This is a genomic window from Rhodospirillales bacterium (genome assembly GCA_016710335.1).
Lineage (GTDB): Bacteria > Pseudomonadota > Alphaproteobacteria > Rhodospirillales > Defluviicoccaceae > JADJXQ01.
Window position 1 is genome coordinate 23568 of sequence record JADJXQ010000008.1, and the last position, 19457, is coordinate 43024.

Consider the following 19457-nt stretch of genomic DNA (forward strand, 5'->3'; position numbering starts at 1 on the left):
TCAGAATCCCAGGGTTCAGAAATCCAGGTCCGCGTAAGCTTTCGGAGGCGGCAAGCCCGGAATCGCGTCGGCGAGGATGGCGCGGAAGCTGCGCCGCGACTTGATTCTCGCATACCAGTCGCGGGCCTGTTCGTGCCGGTCCCAGGGCACATCGCCGACATAGTCGACGCAGGAAAGATGAGCCGCAGCGGCGATGTCGGCGAGGCTGAAATCGGCCCCGGCCAACCATGGACGGCGGTCGACCAGAAACCCGATGTAGTCGAGATGGTAATGGATGTTCTTGAGCCCGGCGCGGATGGCGCCGGAGTCCGGGTGGCCGGTGCCGAGCAGCCGTTTCATGACCTTCTCGGTCACCAGGTTCTCCGTCACCTCGTTGTTGAACTTGCGGTCGAACCACGCCACCAGTCGCCGTACTTCTGCGCCGTTCAGCGGATCGCGCCCGAACAGCGGCGGTTCCGGCTGGATGGCGTCCAGGTATTCGGCAATGGCGGCGCTGTCGGCGATGGCAGCGCCGTCGGCAACTGCAGCGCCGTCGGCAACTGCAGCGCTGGCGGGCACGACCAGAACGGGCACATCTCCGGCCGGGTTCATGGCGAGGAAGGCCGGGCGCCGCTCCCACACCGGCTCGACCACCATCTCGAAATCGAGGCGCTTCTCAGCGAGGACGATCCGCACCTTGCGGCAGAATGGCGACAGCCACAGGTGGTAAAGGGTGTGCATGGCAGCCACTGCATACACCGAAACCATTTCGTCGCAAACGGTCGAGCGCGCGGCGCTGACTGGATTTACCCAAAAGGGGGTGGCAATCCACGCCGCCCGAGTGTAATCTGCCCAAAATGCAACTAAAACGGGATACTCCTAGCTGATGGTCGCGCGGGTCCACACGTTCGCGTTCAGGGGATCGACGTGCTTGACGTGGACGTTCAGGTGCAGATCGCCGGCGGGCTCCCGAACTTCTGCGTCGTCGGCCTGCCCGACAAGGCGGTGGCCGAGAGCAGGGAGCGGGTGCGTTCGGCACTCGCAGCCATGGGCTTGGCGCTGCCGCCGAAGCGCATCATCGTCAACCTCGCTCCCGCCGACGTGCAGAAGGAAGGCAGCCACTTCGACCTGCCGATCGCGCTCTGCTTGTTGGCGGCGATGGGCGTGCTGCCGAAGGACGAGATAGCCGGCTATGCGGCGGTCGGCGAACTGGCGCTGGACGGCGCGGTGAGCAGGGTGGTGGGCGGGCTGCCGGCGGCCGTCCACGCCAGCGCGCGCGGGCTGGGGCCTGATCTGCCCGGCCGCTCAGGGCGGCGAGGCGGCTTGGGCGGCCGGCATCGAGATCCTGGCGCCGGCGTCGATGCTTGCCCTCGTCAACCACTTCAAGGGCACCCAGATCCTCTCCCCGCCGCAGCCCAAGATCGCCGACGCCGCGGCGAGCTACCCCGACCTCGCGGATATCAAGGGGCAGGAAACCGCAAAGCGCGCCCTCGAGATCGCCGCCGCCGGCGGCCACAACCTGTTGATGAGCGGGCCGCCGGGTTCCGGCAAGTCGATGCTGGCGCAACGTCTGCCCGGCCTGCTGCCGCCGCTCGACCCGGGCGAGGCGCTCGAGGTCAGCATGATTCACAGCCTCGCCGGCGAACTCACCGGCGGCGGCCTTACCCGTCGCCGGCCGTTCCGCGATCCGCACCATTCGGCCTCGATGCCGGCGCTGGTCGGCGGCGGGATGCGGGCGCGGCCAGGCGAGGTGTCCCTTGCCCACCTCGGTGTGCTGTTCCTGGACGAACTGCCGGAGTTCCAGCGCGCCAGCCTGGAGGCGCTGCGCCAACCGCTGGAGACCGGCCGCGCCCTGGTGGCGCGCGCCAATTCCCACGTGAGTTATCCGGCCCGCACCCAACTGGTCGCCGCCATGAACCCGTGCCGCTGCGGGTTCCTCGGCGACGCCGAGCGCGCCTGCAACCGGGCCCCGCGCTGCGCCGCCGACTACCAGGCGCGCATCTCCGGGCCGCTCTTCGACCGCATCGACCTGCACGTCGACGTGCCGGCTGTATCCGCAGCCGACCTGTCGCTGCCGCCGCCGGCGGAGCGCAGCGCTCACGTCGCCGCGCGGGTCGCCGCCGCCCGCGATGCCCAGCGCCGCCGCTACGCCAACAGCAACGGCGGCGGTGGCGACGCGGAGGTCGGGCGGGAACTTCCGATCCGCACCAACGCGGAAGCCGACGGCAAGCTGCTGGAGACCGTCGCCGCGCCCGACGCCGCCGGCCGGGCGCTGTTAGCGCAGGCGGTCGACCGCATGCACCTCACCGCCCGCGGCTACCACCGGGTGCTGCGCGTCGCCCGCACCCTCGCCGATCTCGAGGGCGTCGATGACGTCAAGCGCATCCACATCGCCGAAGCCCTCTCCTACCGCCGCACCGTGCCGGGGCGGGGGGCGCTGGCGAAGGCCACGGACGCGAGGGTTTGATGGGCGCCCTGCTCATGCTCCACCTCGCCAAGAGCTTGTGCCGCTCTGACTTCACGACCGGGGTTCAGGAGGCAAAACCACGACGTTGAGGTCGTAGGTGCGCCAGTCGGCGGCGTGGGCCGCGTTACAGGCGTCCCGCAGGCGCTCGACCCACGGCTCAGGCTCCTTCGGGCGGATGTAGATGGTGCCGCTGACGGGATGGCCCTCGTCGCGGAGCGCCACTTCCGCCTCGGCGACCCAGTCGAGCGCCAGCACCGCGGCGCGGACCTCTTCCGTGACAGGGTCCTCGTCGCGGTCCTTGAACGTCATCGGGATCTCGTCCGCCAGATCGCGGAGAGCGGCCAGCACGTGCCGTCGGCCATCGTTGAGGACGTCGACGGCGATGATGAGCGCCGCGACCGCGTCCGCCCACCAGAGGCCGAAGCCGACGCCGGCGACACCGGCAAGGGCCGCGAGCCCGGTCTTCCAGTCGGCGCGCTGCATGGCGGCGTCGGCGATCAGCACCTTGTCGTGGAGTTCTTCCGCCACCGGCGTTTTCATGGCGCCGAGGACCATCGGCGGGATGACGCTGTAGAGGAGCGCCGCCATCATCACCCAGCCCATCCACACGTCGTTGCCAAACACCGAAACCAGGCCGATCGAAGGATGGTCGTCGCTCAGCAACTCCTTGCCGCTGGAATAGATCATGTAGCCGGCGAAGATCAGGATCGTCGTTGCCGACACAAGATAGGCGAGCGGGATGGCGTTGTAGTAGCCGAACGGGAACCGGTGGTCCGGCGGCCGCTCCTCGAACCGGCGGGCGATGAGGTATGTCGTCGCCGGCACCAGGCTCAGCACGTCCTCGATCCACGCCGAGCGCATGGCCTGGGACGACCCCTGCGCCAGCCACATCACCACCACCACGGTCGACATGAAGAAGAGCGTCGCCCATTCTAGCCGGTCGGCCCGGTGCAAGAGCTGCGCCTTGTCCGGCGGCCACGGGAATGGTGGCCGAACCTTCATCCCGGCCACGATCTCAGGGCCTCCCGCACCCGTGCGGCGGATCGCCTTAGAAAAGCGTCCACTCCGATGAGCCAGGCATTCTCCCCGGGCGCCACCGCCCACACATGCTCGACGTTTTGCATCTCGTAGACCGCTTGCTCCCCTGGCTGCAGCTTCCAGTTCGGCTTCACGCTCAGCCCCGTCTCAACTCCCGCGGTTCCCTCAAGGACCGGTACACCTCCGTGATCCTCGACGCGCATCGCCTCCGTGGTGCCCGGCGAGACGAGGATGGTGCGTCCATCAATGTTCCGGAGTGACGGACCCGCCGTGGCCGCGACGACAAGAACCTCATGGAAGTACGGGCGCGTGAGGGCGACCTGGTCCTTCCACAAGCTGTCGGTGGATAGACCCCCGATGACCAGATGAATGTGTCGCGCCTCGAGCGCCGTCAGCAAGTCGTGATCGCTGCCTCGGATCCACTCGACCGTTGCGTTTAGCGTCCCGGCTAGATCCTGCACCAGATCGACTTCCACGCCTTGCGGGGCTGCGTCTTCGACCTGAACCCAGGGAGGATTGTCGATCAGCCCGACAAGCAGGATGCCGCCCTGGACCTTCCGCGACGTGTCATCGGGATCGCGCGGAAAGTCGTCGCAACCGCCGACCACCGCTGTGGCGAGCAGCATCCACAGCGCCAGACATCTGAGACTGCGCCGTCTGCGTCTCGTTTCCTGGAACAAGCGACCCTTTCGCGGTGCCAGCAACCTCAGCGTCAAGCCCGGTTCCTCCAAAGCATGGCATCATCCTCTTCTATACGCGGGGAACGCCGGCCCGCTGCCATTGTTCCGGCGGCGCTTCCGGCAGTGGCGACGAAAGCCCGCTTGGCTTCCCTACTCCCTGAACTGCAATGCGTGGAGGCGGGCGTAGAGGCCGTCGCCCCGGCCGATGAGGGCGCCGTGGGCGCCGCTTTCGACGACGCGGCCCTCGTGGAACACGTGGATCACGTCGGCGTGGCGGATGGTCGACAGGCGGTGGGCGATGACGATGGTGGTGCGGCCCTGCATCAAGCGCTCAAGGGCCGCCTGGATCTGGCGCTCCGATTCGGTGTCAAGGGCGCTGGTCGCTTCGTCGAGCAGCAGGATCGGCGCGTCCTTGAGGATGGCGCGGGCGATGGCGATGCGCTGGCGCTGGCCGCCCGAGAGCCGCAGCCCGTGCTCGCCCACCCGTGTGTCGTAGCCGTCGGGAAGGTCGCGGATGAACGCATCGGCGGCGGCGGCATCGGCGGCGGCGCGGATGTCGTCGTCGCCGGCCCCCATGCGGCCGTAGCGGATGTTGTTCCGCACCGTGTCGTCGAACAGCACCACCTCCTGGCTGACCAGCGCCATGGCCGCGCGCAGTTCGGCGACGGCAACCGCGCGCACGTCGCAGCCGTTGACCAGCAGCCGGCCGGCCGTCGTGTCGTAGAAGCGCGGGATCAGGTTGAGCACCGTGCTCTTGCCGGCCCCGGACGGTCCGACGAGGGCGGTGACCCCGCCGGGCGGCGCCTCGAAGTCGACGCCGTGGAGGGCCGGAGCCCCGTTCGGATAATCAAACCGCACCGCCTCGAAGCGCACTGCTCCGGGAATGCGCGGCAGCGGCTGTGCTTCAGCGGGCGGCGGATCGGCGATGGCGGGAGCACGGTCGAGCACCGCGAACACCCGCGCCGCCGCGGCCAGCCCTTCCTGCAGATAGGCGTTGACCTTGCCCAGCGCCCGGATCGGCTGATACGCCAAGCCCACCGCGGTGATGAACGAAAAGAAGGCGCCGGCGGTCATCTCACCGGCGATCACGCTCTGGCCGCCATAGAGGATGACGGCGCCCATGGCGACGCCGCCCAGCGCGTCGATGATCGGGATCACGGCCGCGCGAATGCGGGTGGCGCGCATCGTCAGCCCGAAGATGGTCTCGACCCGGCCGGCGATCCTGTCCGCCTCCATCGCTTCCAGGCCATAGGCCTTGATCATGCGGATGCCCTGGAAGCTCTCGGAGAGCCGCGAGGTGAACGCCCCCATCTCCTCCTGGGTCGCGGTCGAGACGCGGCGCATGCTGCGGCCGAGGCGATCCACGTAATGCGCCGACAGCGGCGCCACCACCAGGGTGATCAGCGTCAGCAGCCATGCCTGATAGAACATCACGCCGACGAGGAAAATGACCGACAGGCTGTCCCGGCCGACGGCGACCAGGGCGTTGGAGACCGCGTTGCGCATGGCGTTGGTGTCGTATGTGAAGTGCGACACCAGCGCGCCGGAGTTTCGCTCCTGGAACAGCGCCATGTCGGCGCCCATGAGGTGCGCGAACAGCCGCTTCTGGGTGTCCGTGATCACCCGTTGGCCGACGTGGCCGACCAGCACTTCCTGGGCATAGGCCGCAGCGTTCTTGAGGAGGAACACGACGATGACAGCAGCGGCGAGGAGCCACAAGACGGCGCGTTCGCCTTGCACGAACACCTTGTTGATGACCGGCTCCATCAGCCAGGCGAACGCGGCGGTCATGGCCGCGACCACCGACATGCACAGGATCGCGGCGATCAGGTGCAGCGCATAGGGGCGCACCGCCTCTCGCACCAGGCGCCTCGTCAGCGGCCAGGTGCGGGCGTCGCCGAGCGGGATCTTGAGTTCAGCAGAGGCGTCGGATTGCGTTGCGGCCATGGTCTCCCTTCGACCGGCGCCGACCGGGGGCGCCGCGCCGCATTGAATGCGCCAGCCGGGTCTGCTAACCGGTACCCGTTGCTCCGACATCATTCAGAGGCCGGCCGCGCTTTGCAACAGCGCCTTTCCGAAACCGCCAGGAACCCGTCTCGATGGTCGATCTCCCGGTTGTTGCGTCTCCGGCGGCGCCGCTGAGCGCTGCGGAGCGGTGGCGGGCGCGCCTCGACAGCTTTTTCGTCGACCACGGCGTGTTCCGCCATGTCTACTGCAATCGCCACCGCGTCGGCGAGAGGCTGTGGCGCTCGGCGCAGCCGTATCCCGCCCAGCTGCAGCGGGAGAAGGCTTGGGGGACGCGCACGATCGTCAACCTCCGCGGCCGGCGCGACACCTGCGGCAGCTACGTGCTCGAACGCCGCGCCTGCGAGGAGCTTGGCTTGGCGCTGGTCGACTTCCCGATCCGTTCGCGAAGCGCCCTCGACAAGCCGACCCTGCACGCAGCGGCCGACATGTTCCGCAGCATCGAGTACCCGGCGCTGATCCATTGCAAGTCCGGCGCCGACCGTGCCGGCCTGATGGCGACGCTCTACCTGTTCCTGGCCGAGGGCGAACCGCTTCGCCACGCCATGCGGCACTTGTCTCTGCGCTACGGCCACATCAAGGCGGCGAAGACCGGCGTCATCGACCACTTCTTCGAGCAGTTCCTGAAAGACACCGGCGGCACCCGGGCGGAATTCTATCCGTGGGTGGACGAGGTCTACGACCCGGTGGCGTTGACCGCCGAGCATCGCTCCAGCCTGCTCGCCAATTTCCTCGTCAACCGCATCCTGCGCCGCGAGTAGGCTCAAGGTCTTCACCCAGGTCGACGCCGGACCAGGGCCAGCGCCGATTCCAAGTTCCCGCGTAAGATGTATTTTTCTCCATTACACATTTAAAAGTTGCGTAGAATACACGTGAGGCGCATAGTGGTTGTGTCGTCAAGGGAGAACCCGATGATGCTTACCGCCGCCGCTTTCCAGCCTGACACCGTCAGCCCGCACGATCACGACGCCCGCGCCCTTCTGGGTGCGCCATTCCTCGAAGAGCATTGGGACATCGCGTTTCGTTTGCCGGACCTGATCCGCGGCGCCGCAAGGTCACGGCGCCTGGCCGAGCAGCATAAGTTCGCCGCGTGGCAGGCAATGCGCGACGCCCGCGAGGCGAGGAAGATCGGCGACCGGCTCAGCCATCGGGATCATCTCGACGACGCCAGCACGGCCATTCGCAGGGCCACCGAATGCGACGGCTACGCCCGCCGCTGCGAGCGCGAAGCCAACGCCATCGCCGTATCCTCCGGATTCCTGCGTTAAGAACTTTTGCGATCGTGGTCGGTCCGGCTACGGCGCACCTGTTTCCGGATCGTCTCCGGGCGCATGGCGCCGTGCTTGACGTTGAGGACGGTGACGCCGCTTTGCTCGGGACGATAGAAAATCAGGTAGCTTCCTTCAAACGGAACCCGCCGCACCTCCCATCCCAGTTCGGGATAGGAGCGTCCCGCTAGCGGAGTAAATGCCAAACTTTCACATCGCTCACGAAGACGCGAAACGAACTGCCGCGCCGCTTCCGGATCATCAAGGGCGATGTAGTCGCTGATTTGTTCGATGTCGCGGTCCGCGGCCGCTGTCAACCGACAGCGGGGCATTCAGACATTCGGCCAGTTCCGGTATCGCCGTTCAAGCCTAGCGAACGCCTCGGCACCGTCGATGGTCTCCCCGCGATCCGCCTGCTCCAGACTTTCCTGGATCTTGGCGCGAAGCTCCTCCGCCGTCAATTCGCCGAAACCGCCATCCTCTCTCAGATCCGGCACATCCAATTCGTAAACCAGCATGTCCACGGCGACCTGAACCGCTTCCTCGACGGACGCGAACCGGCCTTCGGCAACGGCTTCGTTAAGCCAAGTCTCCTGGTTCGGCTTCAGCGCGATGTTCATGGCTTTCAGTATACGCCGCGGGTAGTTGGGTTCAAGCAGAAGACAGCGGAGCTTTGGCCAGCCGCTGGAAGTGCTTCAGCATCGCCATCATGCCGACTTGGCGCTGGGCGGTGAGGGCGCCGAGGCGGAAGCGCCGGACGTGATCGAGGGTGAGCGCTGCCAGTTCGGCGCGGGTCAAGCCGCTGAACGATTCCGTCATGACGGCGACCAGGCCGTTGACGATGAGGGAGTCGCTGTGGCCGTGGAAGGTATGGCGGCCGTCTTGCCGTTGATGGACGATCCACACCTTCGACATGCAGCCGTGCATCTGGTTGGCGTCCGTCTTCCAGGCGTCGGGAAACGCTTGCGCGTGGTGCCGGCGGCCGAGATTGATGATCGCGTCGAGGCGTTCCGCCTCGCCGTCGATGGCATCGAGACTTTCCACGTACGCCTGATAGGCTGCGAGCAGGGTCATGTCAGGCAAGCGCGTCCATCGCTGCGCGCACTCCCGCCGCCAGAGCATCCGCTTCGGCGCGCGTGTTGTAGACACCGAAAGAGGCGCGGACGACGCCGGTAATGCCGAGACGCGCCATCAGCGGCTCCGCGCAATGGTGGCCGGCGCGCACGGCGATGCCGCGACGGTCGAGAAGCGTCGCCAGATCGAATGGATGAACGTCGCCGACGGCGAACGACAGGATCGGCGACTTCTCCGGCGTCGTCCCGAAAACCCGCACGCCTTCGATGTTCACCAGCTTCTCGGTCGCATACGCCAGCAAATCGCGCTCATGCGCAGCGATGCGGTCGAGGCCGAGGCTGGTCAGATAGCGGATCGCCGCAGCCAGCCCTACGGCCTGGACGAACGGCGGCGTTCCCGCCTCGAAACGGTGCGGCGGCGCCTTGAAGATGGTCGCGTCGAAGGACACCCGCTCGATCATCTCGCCGCCGCCCTGATACGGCGGCATCGCCTCGAGCGCCTCCCGCTTGCCGTAGAGCACGCCGATCCCGGTCGGGCCGTAGAGCTTGTGCCCGGTGAACACGTAGAAGTCAGCTTCCAGGTCCTGCACGTCGACGCGGCGGTGGACGATGGCTTGCGAGCCATCGACCAGCACGCGTGCGCCGGCGGCGTGGGCGAGACCGATGACGTGGCGGATGGGGGTCACGGCGCCAAGGACGTTGGAGCAGTGGGTGATGGCGACCAGGCGTGTCCGCTCGCCGAGCAGATCCGCAAATGCGTCGAGCCGGAGAGCGCCATCGTCGTCGATCGGTGCGATGCGCAGGACGATCCCGCGCTCGTGCCGCAGCATCTGCCAGGGGACGATGTTGGCGTGATGCTCCATCTCCGAAAGCACGATCTCGTCGCCGGGGGCAAGCGCTGCGCGGCCATAGCTGGAAGCGACCAGGTTGATCGCCTCGGTGGCGTTGCGGGTGAACACGATCTGGTCGGCGCTCTCGGCATTGATGAAGCGGGCGACGTCGTCACGCGCCGCCTCGTACGCATCGGTCGCAAGAGCACCCAGGCAATGGACTGCCCGGTGAACGTTGGCGTAACCCCGCTCGTACACAGCCTGCATGGCCTCGATCACCGCGCGCGGCTTTTGGGCGCTGGCGGCGGTATCCAGGTACACCAACGGCTGCCCATGAACCGTCTCAGCAAGGATCGGGAAGTCGCGGCGCACCTGAGCTACGTCAAGCGGCGCCTCGGCGGCGGAGTGGTGTGAGGCGTGGTCAACCATCCGCCGAGTCAACGCTTCAAGCAACGGCTTTGCAAGTGGAGCCTAGGTCGACCGCATCTGGCGCCCTTCCTCTCCCATCGCAGAACCATGCGGCGCCCGATGGCCGGGATGGCGCAACCTGCAGGTAAAGAGGATGACGTGCATCTGCACGTCATGCGTTTCATGTCCTGGCCGAACCCGCACGGATTCGTGTAGATTCGCCATCGTTTTGCACGAGCGAATCAGGACCAAATACCTGAAAACCCTCGCTTTGTGTCATTCTCGGCAGCACAGATGTATGCATTTGTATGGAAATGTATGCAAAACCCGAGGCAACTCATTGATATTGCATGCTTCCTCTTTAGGTTTAAATTCCTGCTAGGCAACCCGCGCGTGACGCGACGGGCGGCGCGCCCCACTCGGGCCGATCAACAATAGACCATAGGGAACATGAACACAAGAAGAACATACTGTCCGGCGGGATTGCGGTCAAGGACAAGATAGCCGCACCCCAGGCGATTATATCTCAGCTCTTATATCTCAGCTCTCTCGCCCCAGTTCTGAAATGCGATCGGCCTAACGTGCAGCCGTTCATGCTGCTTGTTGCTTTGACCAAGTCGGAGGCAACGTTGCTGCGCACCAGACCTTGGTTCATTCGCTCCGCGTCAGCACCATGATCTCGTCCGTCGACATCCCGACGGTGGCGGCGCCTTGCAACCGCGCGACGGCGTAGGAGCGATCAAACCAGAGCCGCAACTCCTCCAGTTCCCGTGGCGAGAGCGCCTTGATCTGCCGCTCGATACTTTGAATCCTGTCCACATCCTACCTCACGCCGCAGCCATCATGATATAGGTGCGACAGAACGAGTGAAAGCACACGCACGCGGGGAGACGAGACAATGGCATACAAGTCTCTGCGCGAGTTCATGGACCGCCTGGAGCGCGACGGAAGGCTGGTAAGGGTCGCTGAGCCGGTCACGCCGGTGCTCGAGATGACGGAGATCCAGACGCGCCTCCTTGCGGAGGGCGGGCCGGCGGTGCTGTTCGAGCACGTCGTGCGCGAGGACGGCATACCCTACGACATGCCGGTGCTGGTCAACCTGTTCGGAACCGTCGAGCGGGTGGCGTGGGGCATGAACCGGACGCCGGCGCAATTGCGGGAGGTGGGGGAGATGCTGGCGTTTCTCCGCCAGCCGGAGCCCCCGGGCGGCTTTCGCGAGGCGCTCGACATGCTGCCGCTCCTCAGGACCGTCATGGCGATGAAGCCGAAGAGCGTCAGTCGTGCGCCCTGCCAGGAGGTGGTGCTGACCGGCGGCGACATCGACCTCGCCCGCCTGCCGGTCCAGGGCTGCTGGCCGGGGGAACCGGCGCCGCTGATCACCTGGCCGCTGGTGGTGACCGAAGGGCCGAACCGGAGCGGTAGCGGCGCCGACAAGCGCGACGCCCCCAACCTCGGCATTTACCGGATGCAGGTCACCGGCCCGAACACCACGTACATGCGCTGGCTCAAACACCGCGGCGGCGCCCAGCATCACGCGCGCTGGAAGCAGGAGCCAGGCGCGAGCCGCTGCCGGCCGCGGCGGTGATCGGCGCCGATCCCGGCACCATCCTCGCCGCGGTGACGCCCGTGCCCGACACGCTCTCCGAATACCAGTTCGCCGGCCTGCTGCGCGGCGCCAAGGTGGAGCTGATCGACTGCCGGACGGTGCCCCTCAAGGTGCCGGCGGAGGCGGAAATGGTCATCGAGGGCCACGTTTCGCTCGACGATACCGGCGATGAAGGGCCCTACGGCGACCACACCGGCTACTACAATGCCGTCGAACCGTTCCCGATATTCACCGGCTCCGCCATCACCATGCGGCGCGACCCGATCTACCTGACAACCTTCACCGGCCGGCCGCCGGACGAGCCGTCGATCCTCGGCGAGGCCCTCAACGAGGTGTTCGTGCCGCTCCTGATCCAGCAGTTCCCGGAGATCGTCGACTTCTGGCTGCCGCCGGAGGGATGCTCCTACCGCGTCGCCGTGGTGTCGATGCGGAAGGCCTATCCCGGTCATGCCAAGCGGGTGATGATGGCTGTGTGGTCGTACTTGCGCCAATTCATGTACACCAAGTTCGTCATCGTCGTGGACCACGACATCGACGCCCGCGACTGGACGGACGTGATCTGGGCCTTGTCCACCAACGTCGATCCAGGGCGGGACCTCACGGTCATCGAGAACACGCCGATCGACTATCTCGACTTCGCCTCCCCTGACTCCGGCCTCGGCGGCAAGCTCGGCATCGACGCCACGGCCAAGATCCCTCCGGAGACGAAACGGGAATGGGGCCGCCGCATTCGCATGAGCGACGACATCGTCCGCCTAGTGACCGAAAAGTGGCCCCGCTACGGCCTGCCCGGCTCCGGAAAAGCGATATGGAGGTGATGAGCAGTCGGAGGAACCTGCGGGGCGGCAGCGCGTTGTCCCCTTGAACAGCATCAGGAAAGAGATCTTCGATGAAGGACAAGGGAAGAACTCAGGGCGTTTCCGAGGTTTCACCGGAAACCGTCAAGAAGGTCACCTCGGTCGCCGAGGCGGAGGGCCTCTCGAAAAAGGTGGCAAAAGAAGTGATCAACGACGCCGTCGAAGAGGGGGTGGCTCCCGAGAAGATCGAGGAAGTTGCAACCGAGGCCGTACGCGTCGAAAGGGAAGATCAGCAGCAGAAGTGAGCTGCCGCTGATCGTCCGGGTGGTGAACGGAAGGTGCGGGGCGGCGTCCTCGCCCCCGCACGTATCGGGGAGCGCACCAGCATGAGCTATCCTCGCAACAGAAGTGGCGAAATCCTCGCCGGAGTTGCGCTCGCGGCGGTGATCGGCGGGACCATCGCAGCAGCCGTCGGCAAGACCAGGCGGCGCGACGAGTGGCCGCCCGACAGCGCGCCGGGGCGCACCGCTCGCCACACGGGGTTCGGCCGTCACGCCGTCGTCGGGCGGAGCGTCACCATCAACAAGCCTCGGGCGGAGCTTTACGGCTACTGGCGTACCTTTGAAAATCTGCCGGCGTTCATGGAGAACGTCGAGGAGGTTCGATCCATAGGGCCGAACCGCTGGCGATGGAGCATTGCGGCTCCAGCCGGGCAAGTCGTCGATCTCGAAACCGAGGTGGTCGAAGATCGGGAGAACGAAGTCATCGCTTGGCGATCCACCGCCGAATCCAGCATCGAAGCCCACGGGCGGGTCACATTCAGGGACGCGCCTGCGGGTCGCGGCACCGTTGTCGAAGCGGTGATCGCCTATGTTCCTCCGGCCGGAGAAATCGGCCGCCTCGTCGCAAAGCTGTTTCAGCGCGAGCCGCAGCTCCAGGTCCGGCGGGAGCTCAAGCGCTTCAAGATGCTAATGGAAACCGGAGAGATCGCGATCTCGCACAATCGGCGCAACGCCGCGTGAAGGAAACCGTTCCATGCGCGCAGTGACCTATCACGGAACTCACGACGTTCGCGTCGACACAGTTCCCGACCCGGAGATCGTCAACCCGCGCGACGCCATCATCAAAGTGACGTCGACGGCGATATGCGGATCGGACCTGCACATCTACGACGGAGTCATCCCGGGCATGCTGACGGGCGACATCCTCGGCCACGAGTTCATGGGAGAGGTGGTCGAAACCGGCCGCGCCAGCACTCTGGACATCGGCCAGCGTGTCGTCGTGCCGTTCGTCATAGCATGTGGAAGCTGCTTTTTCTGCAACAAGCGCCAGTACTCGGCCTGCGACAACAGCAATCCGGCGGAGAAGCAGGACATCTCGGAGACCGCGTTCGGTCGGCCGTCGAGCGGCCTGTTCGGATATTCGCACATGACCGGCGGCTATGCCGGCGGGCAGGCTGAGTACGTCCGGGTGCCGTTTTCCGACGTCGGCCCGGTGGTCGTCCCCGACGGCCTCGATGACGAACAGGTGCTTTTCCTGTCCGATATCCTGCCGACCGGATGGATGGCGGCCGATAATGCCGACATCGAAGAAGGAGATACGGTTGCGGTGTGGGGCTGCGGCCCCGTCGGATTGTTCGCGATCCAGAGTGCCCTGCTCATGGGCGCGCATCAGGTCATCGCCATCGATCATTATCCCAACCGGCTGGCCCTCGCACGCAAGCTCGGCGCCGAGATCATCGACTACCGGCAGACGGATGTGCGCGAGGCGCTGACCGAGATGACCGGCGGCATCGGCCCCGACGCCGTGATCGACGCCGTCGGCATGGAGTCCCATGGCTTTGCCGTCGATAATATCCTCGATACGCTGAAGCAGACCGTCGGCATCGGCGCCGACCGCGCCCACGCTCTCCGGCAGGCGATCCTGGCATGCCGGAAGGGTGGCCGGATCTCCATGCCCGGGGTCTACGGCGGACTGGTCGACAAATTCCCCTTGGGCGCGCTGATGGAGAAGGGGCTGCAGCTTCGCACCGGTCAGACCCACGTCCAGCGCTACAGCCACGATCTGCTGAAGCGCATCGAGGCGGGCGACATCGACACGACCTTCCTCATCAGCCACAGGCTGCCGCTTGAAGAGGCTCCGCGTGGTTACAAGAACTTCAAAGACAACCAGGACGAGTGGACGAAGGTCGTCCTCCGACCCGGCGGGTAGAACGAGACGACCCGGCGGGTAGAACTGAAGCGGGCCGACGGGCAACCCGCCGATCCCCCGGTGCAAACCGGCAACCGGATGCGGCGCGGTCGTCGTTTTTTTCCGCCGCGACTGCATTGCAGCTTGGCAGAGGGCGGTGCGGGCCGTACTTCAGGAACGTACGAAGACGTTTCAGCATCTGCTCCCCCTCCAGTGACGAGCACTTCATGTCGCGCGCCTCACAGCACCGGCCCGCACTGCTGTCTTTAACGACCGCTGTTCCGCCCTACCGGCTGGAGCAGGCGGACGTGGCGCGGTTCGGGGAGGCGCTGTTCGGCGGGTCGTTCGCGGATTTCCAGCGTCTGGTTCCCGTCTATGCCAACGCTGCCATCGCCAAACGTCATTCGTGCGTGCCGATCGAGTGGTATGCGGAGCCGCACGGTTTCGGCGACCGCAACGGGCTGTTTGTCGACCACGCGGTAACATTGCTCGAGGACGCAGCCGATCGCGCTCTGGCGCAGGCCGGGCTGGAGCGCCGCGACATCGACATGATCGTGTCCGTCTCCAGCTCCGGCATCGCGACGCCGAGCCTCGACGCGCTTCTGGTCGAGCGCATGAAGCTACGCCGTGACGTCCAACGGCTGCCGGTTTTCGGACTCGGTTGCGCCGGCGGCATCCTCGGCTTGGCGCGGGCGGCGCAGATGGCGTTGAGCCGCCCCGGCGCCCGCGTTTTGTTGCTGGTGGTCGAACTTTGCGGCCTCACCTTCCGGCACGGGGACCGATCCAAGTCGAACGTCATCGCCACTGCCCTGTTCGGTGACGGCGCCGCCGCGGCGGTGCTGACGGCAGAGCCCGATGACAACGCCGCCTCTGCTCAGCCGACCCTGCGCGCCTGGGGCGAGCACACATGGCCGGGGATGCTCGACGTGATGGGCTGGCAGGTGGCGGACGACGGCCTCGGCGTGCTGTTCTCCCGCGACATCCCCGCCATCATCCGCGGCCACTTCCGTGACGCCCTTGACGAATTTCTTGAGAATAACGGCCTGTCGCTCGCCGACTTCGATGCCTTCGGCCTCCACCCCGGCGGCGCCAAAGTGCTCGATGCGCTGGAAGACGTGCTCGGCCTCGCCAACGGCGCGCTGACCGACTCGCGCGCCATCCTCAGGGACTACGGCAACATGTCGGCGGTGACGGTCCTGTTCGTGCTGCAGCGCGTGCTCTCTCGCGGTGCGCCGCCGCGGCGCATCCTGCTGTCGAGCCTCGGACCCGGCTTCACCGCCGCCTTCGGAGTCGTCGAGCGTATCGAGCGGCGGTGATGTCCGTGACGGCGCATGCGCTGCTCGTCACCTACGTCATCGTCGCCCGCCTCGTCGAACTGGCGGTGGCCCGCCGCAACACGCGCCGTCTGTTGGCACGCGGGGGCGTCGAGGCGGGCCGCGCCCACTATCCGGCGATCGTCGTCCTGCACGCCGGGTGGCTTGCGGTGGTGGCGTTCTTGATCCCCACCCACGCGCCGCCGGCGCCGGTGCCCCTTATTCTGTTCCTGATCGTCCAGGGGCTGCGGTACTGGGTGATCGTCAGTCTCGGGGAGCGGTGGACGACGCGCATCATCGTGGTGCCCGGCGCGCCACTGGTGACGAAGGGGCCATACCGGTGGCTGCGTCATCCCAACTACGTCGTTGTCGCGGCCGAGATCGCGCTGCTGCCGCTGGTGTTCGGCGCCTGGGAGATCGCCCTGGTGTTCTCCCTCCTCAACGGCGTGGTGCTGTGGCGCCGGATCCGTACAGAGGAACGGGCGTTGGGCCTCCGTCCGACGGAGGGCTGACCGAGTTCGATCGTTGCCCGCCCGTTCGTTCAGGGGCCGAAGGCGAGGTGGTCGTCGGGGTTGGGGCGGCGCTTCGGCGGCAAATCGCCGTCCGGCGTGCCGATGGTGATGAAGCCGATCAGTTCCGCGTCGTCGGCAACCGCGAGGACTGCCCGCACCGCCGGATCCCGCACCCGCTCGCCGCTCAGCAGGATTCCGGCGTACCCCAGGGATCGTGCGGCGAGCAGCAGGTTCTGCACCGCCATTCCCACCGAGACGTACTGCTCGCTTGCAGGGACCTTGGGATGGCCATGGTTGATGGGCGCGGTGACCGCCATCAGGACGGGCCCGGCCAGTGCCTTGTCACGCTCCTTGTCGACCACGGCGGCCGGCGCATCGGGCGCGCCGCCGGTTCTGGCGGCCACGAACAGGTCGGCGAGGCGTAGCCGCGTATCCGAGTCGATGACCCTGAATCGCCACGGCCGAAGAGCGCCGTGGTCGGGTGCGGTCACCGCCGCCGCCACCATCCGGCGGATTTCGTCCGGCGTCGGGCCCGGCGGACCGAGCCGCTGCACCGGCACCGAGCGGCGCGCCATGATGACGTCGAGCACGCCTGGCGCATCAGCCGCTGTAGCGTCATTCCGCATCGCCGTCTCCTTGCTTGTCGGCGCCGGGAGCATCAAGGCTGCATCAGGATCGGCGCGCAGCCGGCCGGCAGTTCGGCGAGGGTGATCGGCGGCGTGTCCGCGGGCGTTCTTGCCTTGCGCTCGGCGGCCATGCGCTGCGCATCCTCGGAAAACCACCAGGCCAGATCGTCGCCGCACCCATCTCCCGGCGGCGGCGGTGTCTGGTCGACGCACGTCCGATCATCGGCCGGGCAGTGCAGCCTGACGTGAAAATGGCTGTCGTGCCCCCACCATGGCCGGATTTTCTGCAGCCAGCCACGATCGCCGCTGCCGCTCTGGCAGAGCCGCTGCTTTATCGCCGGGTTGACGAAAATGCGCGCCACCCGCGGATCGCTCGCTGCGGTGCGCAGGAGAGCGGCTTCGCGGTGACTCCAACCGCCGTCGACCGCACGTCCGCCGCTGTCGACCATCGAGACGGCGGCCAAAGCGTCGCGTTCCGTCCGGCTCAGGGGCCGCTCCGGCGCCGGGCGGAACCAGATGTCGACGTCGAGCCCGGTCTGGTGGCTGGCGTGTCCGCTCCGCATCGGGCCGCCGCGCGGCTGGGCAATGTCGCCGACGAGCAGACCGGCCCACCCCTGCCTTTCGACCTCTCGAGCGAAAGCGCGCACGAAATCGATGAGTTCGGGGTGCCCGAAAAAGCGATTGCGGGACGGCCGAACAACCTGGAATCCGGCGCCATCGTCGGCCAGTGCCACGGCCCCGGCCAGGCAACCGCGCGCGTGACTGCCGAACGCCTGAGCCCGCTCGGCGAGCGGTTTCTCCACCTGCCACCACTGGGGTTCGGCCGACGACGCGCCGGCCGCAGCAATCATCAAGAAAAGGGCGTTGAACCCGATCGCGATCCTTATGAGCATCGTCGACACACCTGACCAGTTCTGTGAGCGTCTTTCAGCAGGCGACCGGCATGGCCTGGATGGTGCTCTCCCGAGTACACACACCCATTCGAGTAATTCAGTCGAGTGGGCGACAGTGTGCACGGGAATCAAGAGGTTATCTGCAGCAATGGTGCATTCCTGTATGCACCGCTGCACTGGGACATCTGGCGCACCAAGATCAAGTGTGATGTTATAGCAGGAATCGCTGGAGCGATCGACGTGAGTGATGCGGCGGTTCGAGTTGCTCGTTGAAACAGGGATTGTGCGTAAGGATTCGGCCGTGCGGCTGCAGGATCGCGACAAGCGCTACACCGTCGAGGAGTATCTTGCCCTCCCCGACGGCCCGCCATGCGAACTGATTCGCGGCGAGTTGCGGCCGTGCTTGTCGGCGCCGTCCAAGGATCGCGACCGTGCTCTGATCGCACTCGGAAGCCTGATCGTCGGGTTCCTCCGCGCTGAGGGCGCCGATCGCGAGGGATCGTCTTGCGGCGTCTTTGTCGAGCCGGTCGACGTGGTGCTCGCTGCCGATACGGTCGTCCATCCGGATATCGTCGTCGTCTGCGACCTCCGCAAACTCGCCAACGATCGCTATGTGGACGGAGCGCCCGAACTGGTCGTCGAGGTGGCGGCGGCGGAGACAGGAGTCGGACTGCGCACCGAGAAGCGGGCGCTTTACGAGCAGGCGGGGGTCGACGAGTACGTTATCGTAGCGCCCGAGGAGCGTCGGGTGCAGATCTACCGGCAGAGTGTCGAAGGAGGTTTCGCCGCGCCGGAGATGCTGAGGCCTGCAGACATGCTGACCTTCCGGACGATTCCATTGCTCGAAGTTCCGGTCTGCGAGGTGTTCGGCTGGCCGAGCGCGCAACAAGAGACCGAGTAGCGCCGCTCCGCGGTTGAATGCCGAAAATACGGGGATGACCGATGTCCTACCAGACGATTCGCTTCGCGGTGACCGACCATGTGGCGCACGTCACCCTTGATCGGCCCGAGGCCGCCAACGCCCTCGACCTCACCCTCGCCCGCGAACTGATGCAGGTTTCCATCCGCTGCGACCAGGATCCGACGGTACGCGCCGTGCTGCTTACCGGAGCCGGCAAGATGTTTTGCGCTGGTGGCGATCTTCGCGCCATGGCCGCCTTCGGCGACGACATCGGGGCCGGATTGAAGGAGCTCACCATTTACCTGCACGCCGCCATCGCCCACTTCGCCCGTATGGCGCCGCCGCTGGTCATCGCCGTCAACGGCGCCGCGGCGGGCGCCGGCATGAGCCTCGCCATCGCCGGCGATTTCGTCCTCGCCGCGGAAAGCGCCAGCTTCGTCATGGCCTACACCGCCGCAGGCCTGGTGCCGGATGGCAGTTCCACCCACGTCATGCCGCGGCTGATCGGCTGGCGCCGCGCCATGGAATTGATGCTCACCAACCGACGCCTCGGCGCCTGCGAGGCCGCCGAGTGGGGGCTGATCAACCGCGTCGTCGCCGACAACGCGCTGATGGACGAGGCGAACGACCTTGCCCGGCGCCTGGCCGAGGGCCCGACCCGCAGCTACGCGACCGTGAAGCGGCTGCTCGCCCGCAGCTTCACGGCCGACCTGGAAACCCAGATGGAGATGGAGGGCCGCGCCATCGCCGAGATCAGCCGCTCGCGGGACGGTCGGGAAGGCATCGCCGCCTTCCTCGACAAGCGCAAGCCCACGTTCACCGGCGAATGAACGCCGTCGCAATCGTCAGCA

The 19457-nt window shown here is 66.5% G+C and carries 20 protein-coding genes and 2 pseudogenes; 11 read left to right on the forward strand and 11 right to left on the reverse strand.

Annotated features, from left to right (window positions below):
• Positions 1-15: 15 nt before the first annotated feature.
• Positions 16-720, reverse strand: coding sequence for a glutathione S-transferase family protein (locus IPM60_12700; protein ID MBK8908722.1), 705 nt, complete (start codon positions 718-720; stop codon positions 16-18).
• A gap of 145 nt (positions 721-865) precedes the next feature.
• On the opposite strand from IPM60_12700, the pseudogene IPM60_12705 reads away from it, so the two are divergent.
• Positions 866-2446 (forward strand): annotated as a pseudogene (locus tag IPM60_12705) (YifB family Mg chelatase-like AAA ATPase).
• 51 nt (positions 2447-2497) lie between these two features.
• Here IPM60_12705 and IPM60_12710 read toward each other — a convergent pair.
• The 3 genes from IPM60_12710 to IPM60_12720 all read right to left on the reverse strand — a co-directional run bounded on the left by IPM60_12710 (position 2498) and on the right by IPM60_12720 (position 6111).
• Positions 2498-3457 carry a cation transporter gene (locus IPM60_12710; GenBank protein MBK8908723.1) on the reverse strand — a complete coding sequence of 320 codons (960 nt, stop codon included), beginning with the start codon at positions 3455-3457 and terminating at the stop codon, positions 2498-2500.
• On the reverse strand, positions 3445-4110 hold the full coding sequence (locus IPM60_12715; protein ID MBK8908724.1) for a transporter substrate-binding domain-containing protein: 666 nt from the start codon (positions 4108-4110) through the stop codon (positions 3445-3447). Before IPM60_12715 ends, IPM60_12710 begins: the two co-directional genes overlap by 13 nt.
• A 204-nt stretch (positions 4111-4314) precedes the next feature.
• On the reverse strand, positions 4315-6111 hold the full coding sequence (locus tag IPM60_12720; protein ID MBK8908725.1) for an ATP-binding cassette domain-containing protein: 1797 nt from the start codon (positions 6109-6111) through the stop codon (positions 4315-4317).
• A 152-nt stretch (positions 6112-6263) separates the two neighbouring features.
• Here IPM60_12720 and IPM60_12725 point away from each other — a divergent pair, with 152 nt between their 5' ends.
• Positions 6264-6950 (forward strand): tyrosine-protein phosphatase, encoded by a 687-nt coding sequence (locus tag IPM60_12725; GenBank protein MBK8908726.1) that lies wholly within the window; start codon positions 6264-6266, stop codon positions 6948-6950.
• A gap of 150 nt (positions 6951-7100) precedes the next feature.
• Complete coding sequence (locus tag IPM60_12730) at positions 7101-7457, forward strand: hypothetical protein (protein ID MBK8908727.1); 357 nt, start codon at positions 7101-7103, stop codon at positions 7455-7457.
• Here the strand turns inward: IPM60_12730 and IPM60_12735 are convergent.
• The 5 genes from IPM60_12735 to IPM60_12755 form a co-directional block, all read right to left on the reverse strand.
• Entirely contained in the window at positions 7454-7789 is a 336-nt protein-coding gene (locus tag IPM60_12735; protein MBK8908728.1) for a type II toxin-antitoxin system RelE/ParE family toxin, read from the reverse strand. The genes IPM60_12730 and IPM60_12735 overlap by 4 nt on opposite strands.
• Complete coding sequence (locus IPM60_12740) at positions 7790-8077, reverse strand: hypothetical protein (protein ID MBK8908729.1); 288 nt, start codon at positions 8075-8077, stop codon at positions 7790-7792.
• A 31-nt stretch (positions 8078-8108) separates the two neighbouring features.
• Positions 8109-8540 carry a SufE family protein gene (locus IPM60_12745; protein MBK8908730.1) on the reverse strand — a complete coding sequence of 144 codons (432 nt, stop codon included), beginning with the start codon at positions 8538-8540 and terminating at the stop codon, positions 8109-8111.
• Entirely contained in the window at positions 8533-9789 is a 1257-nt protein-coding gene (locus tag IPM60_12750; protein MBK8908731.1) for a cysteine desulfurase, read from the reverse strand. Before IPM60_12750 ends, IPM60_12745 begins: the two co-directional genes overlap by 8 nt.
• Positions 9790-10419: 630 nt before the next feature.
• On the reverse strand, positions 10420-10587 hold the full coding sequence (locus IPM60_12755; GenBank protein MBK8908732.1) for a hypothetical protein: 168 nt from the start codon (positions 10585-10587) through the stop codon (positions 10420-10422).
• Between the two features lie 79 nt (positions 10588-10666).
• Here IPM60_12755 and IPM60_12760 point away from each other — a divergent pair.
• The 6 genes and pseudogenes from IPM60_12760 to IPM60_12785 all read left to right on the forward strand — a co-directional run bounded on the left by IPM60_12760 (position 10667) and on the right by IPM60_12785 (position 16186).
• Positions 10667-12192, forward strand: a pseudogene (locus IPM60_12760) (UbiD family decarboxylase).
• A 71-nt stretch (positions 12193-12263) separates the two neighbouring features.
• Positions 12264-12476 carry a hypothetical protein gene (locus tag IPM60_12765; GenBank protein MBK8908733.1) on the forward strand — a complete coding sequence of 71 codons (213 nt, stop codon included), beginning with the start codon at positions 12264-12266 and terminating at the stop codon, positions 12474-12476.
• Between the two features lie 81 nt (positions 12477-12557).
• On the forward strand, positions 12558-13193 hold the full coding sequence (locus IPM60_12770; GenBank protein ID MBK8908734.1) for an SRPBCC family protein: 636 nt from the start codon (positions 12558-12560) through the stop codon (positions 13191-13193).
• A 13-nt stretch (positions 13194-13206) separates the two neighbouring features.
• Positions 13207-14382 carry a glutathione-dependent formaldehyde dehydrogenase gene (locus tag IPM60_12775; GenBank protein MBK8908735.1) on the forward strand — a complete coding sequence of 392 codons (1176 nt, stop codon included), beginning with the start codon at positions 13207-13209 and terminating at the stop codon, positions 14380-14382.
• A gap of 206 nt (positions 14383-14588) precedes the next feature.
• Positions 14589-15677, forward strand: coding sequence for a type III polyketide synthase (locus IPM60_12780; protein MBK8908736.1), 1089 nt, complete (start codon positions 14589-14591; stop codon positions 15675-15677).
• Positions 15677-16186: a hypothetical protein gene (locus IPM60_12785; GenBank protein ID MBK8908737.1), complete on the forward strand. Its 510-nt coding sequence runs from the start codon at positions 15677-15679 to the stop codon at positions 16184-16186. The genes IPM60_12780 and IPM60_12785 overlap by 1 nt, the downstream gene beginning before the upstream one ends.
• A gap of 29 nt (positions 16187-16215) precedes the next feature.
• On the opposite strand, the gene IPM60_12790 is transcribed toward IPM60_12785, so the two are convergent.
• Both IPM60_12790 and mepA read right to left on the reverse strand, forming a co-directional pair.
• Positions 16216-16812, reverse strand: coding sequence for a nitroreductase (locus IPM60_12790; protein MBK8908738.1), 597 nt, complete (start codon positions 16810-16812; stop codon positions 16216-16218).
• 32 nt (positions 16813-16844) lie between these two features.
• The gene (mepA, locus tag IPM60_12795; protein ID MBK8908739.1) at positions 16845-17705 is read right to left on the reverse strand and encodes a penicillin-insensitive murein endopeptidase; all 861 of its coding nucleotides are present in this window, start codon (positions 17703-17705) and stop codon (positions 16845-16847) included.
• A 301-nt stretch (positions 17706-18006) separates the two neighbouring features.
• Between mepA and IPM60_12800 the strand changes: the two genes are divergently transcribed.
• Both IPM60_12800 and IPM60_12805 read left to right on the forward strand, forming a co-directional pair.
• Positions 18007-18606 carry a Uma2 family endonuclease gene (locus IPM60_12800; protein ID MBK8908740.1) on the forward strand — a complete coding sequence of 200 codons (600 nt, stop codon included), beginning with the start codon at positions 18007-18009 and terminating at the stop codon, positions 18604-18606.
• Between the two features lie 41 nt (positions 18607-18647).
• Positions 18648-19436: an enoyl-CoA hydratase/isomerase family protein gene (locus IPM60_12805; GenBank protein ID MBK8908741.1), complete on the forward strand. Its 789-nt coding sequence runs from the start codon at positions 18648-18650 to the stop codon at positions 19434-19436.
• Positions 19437-19457: the final 21 nt, after the last annotated feature.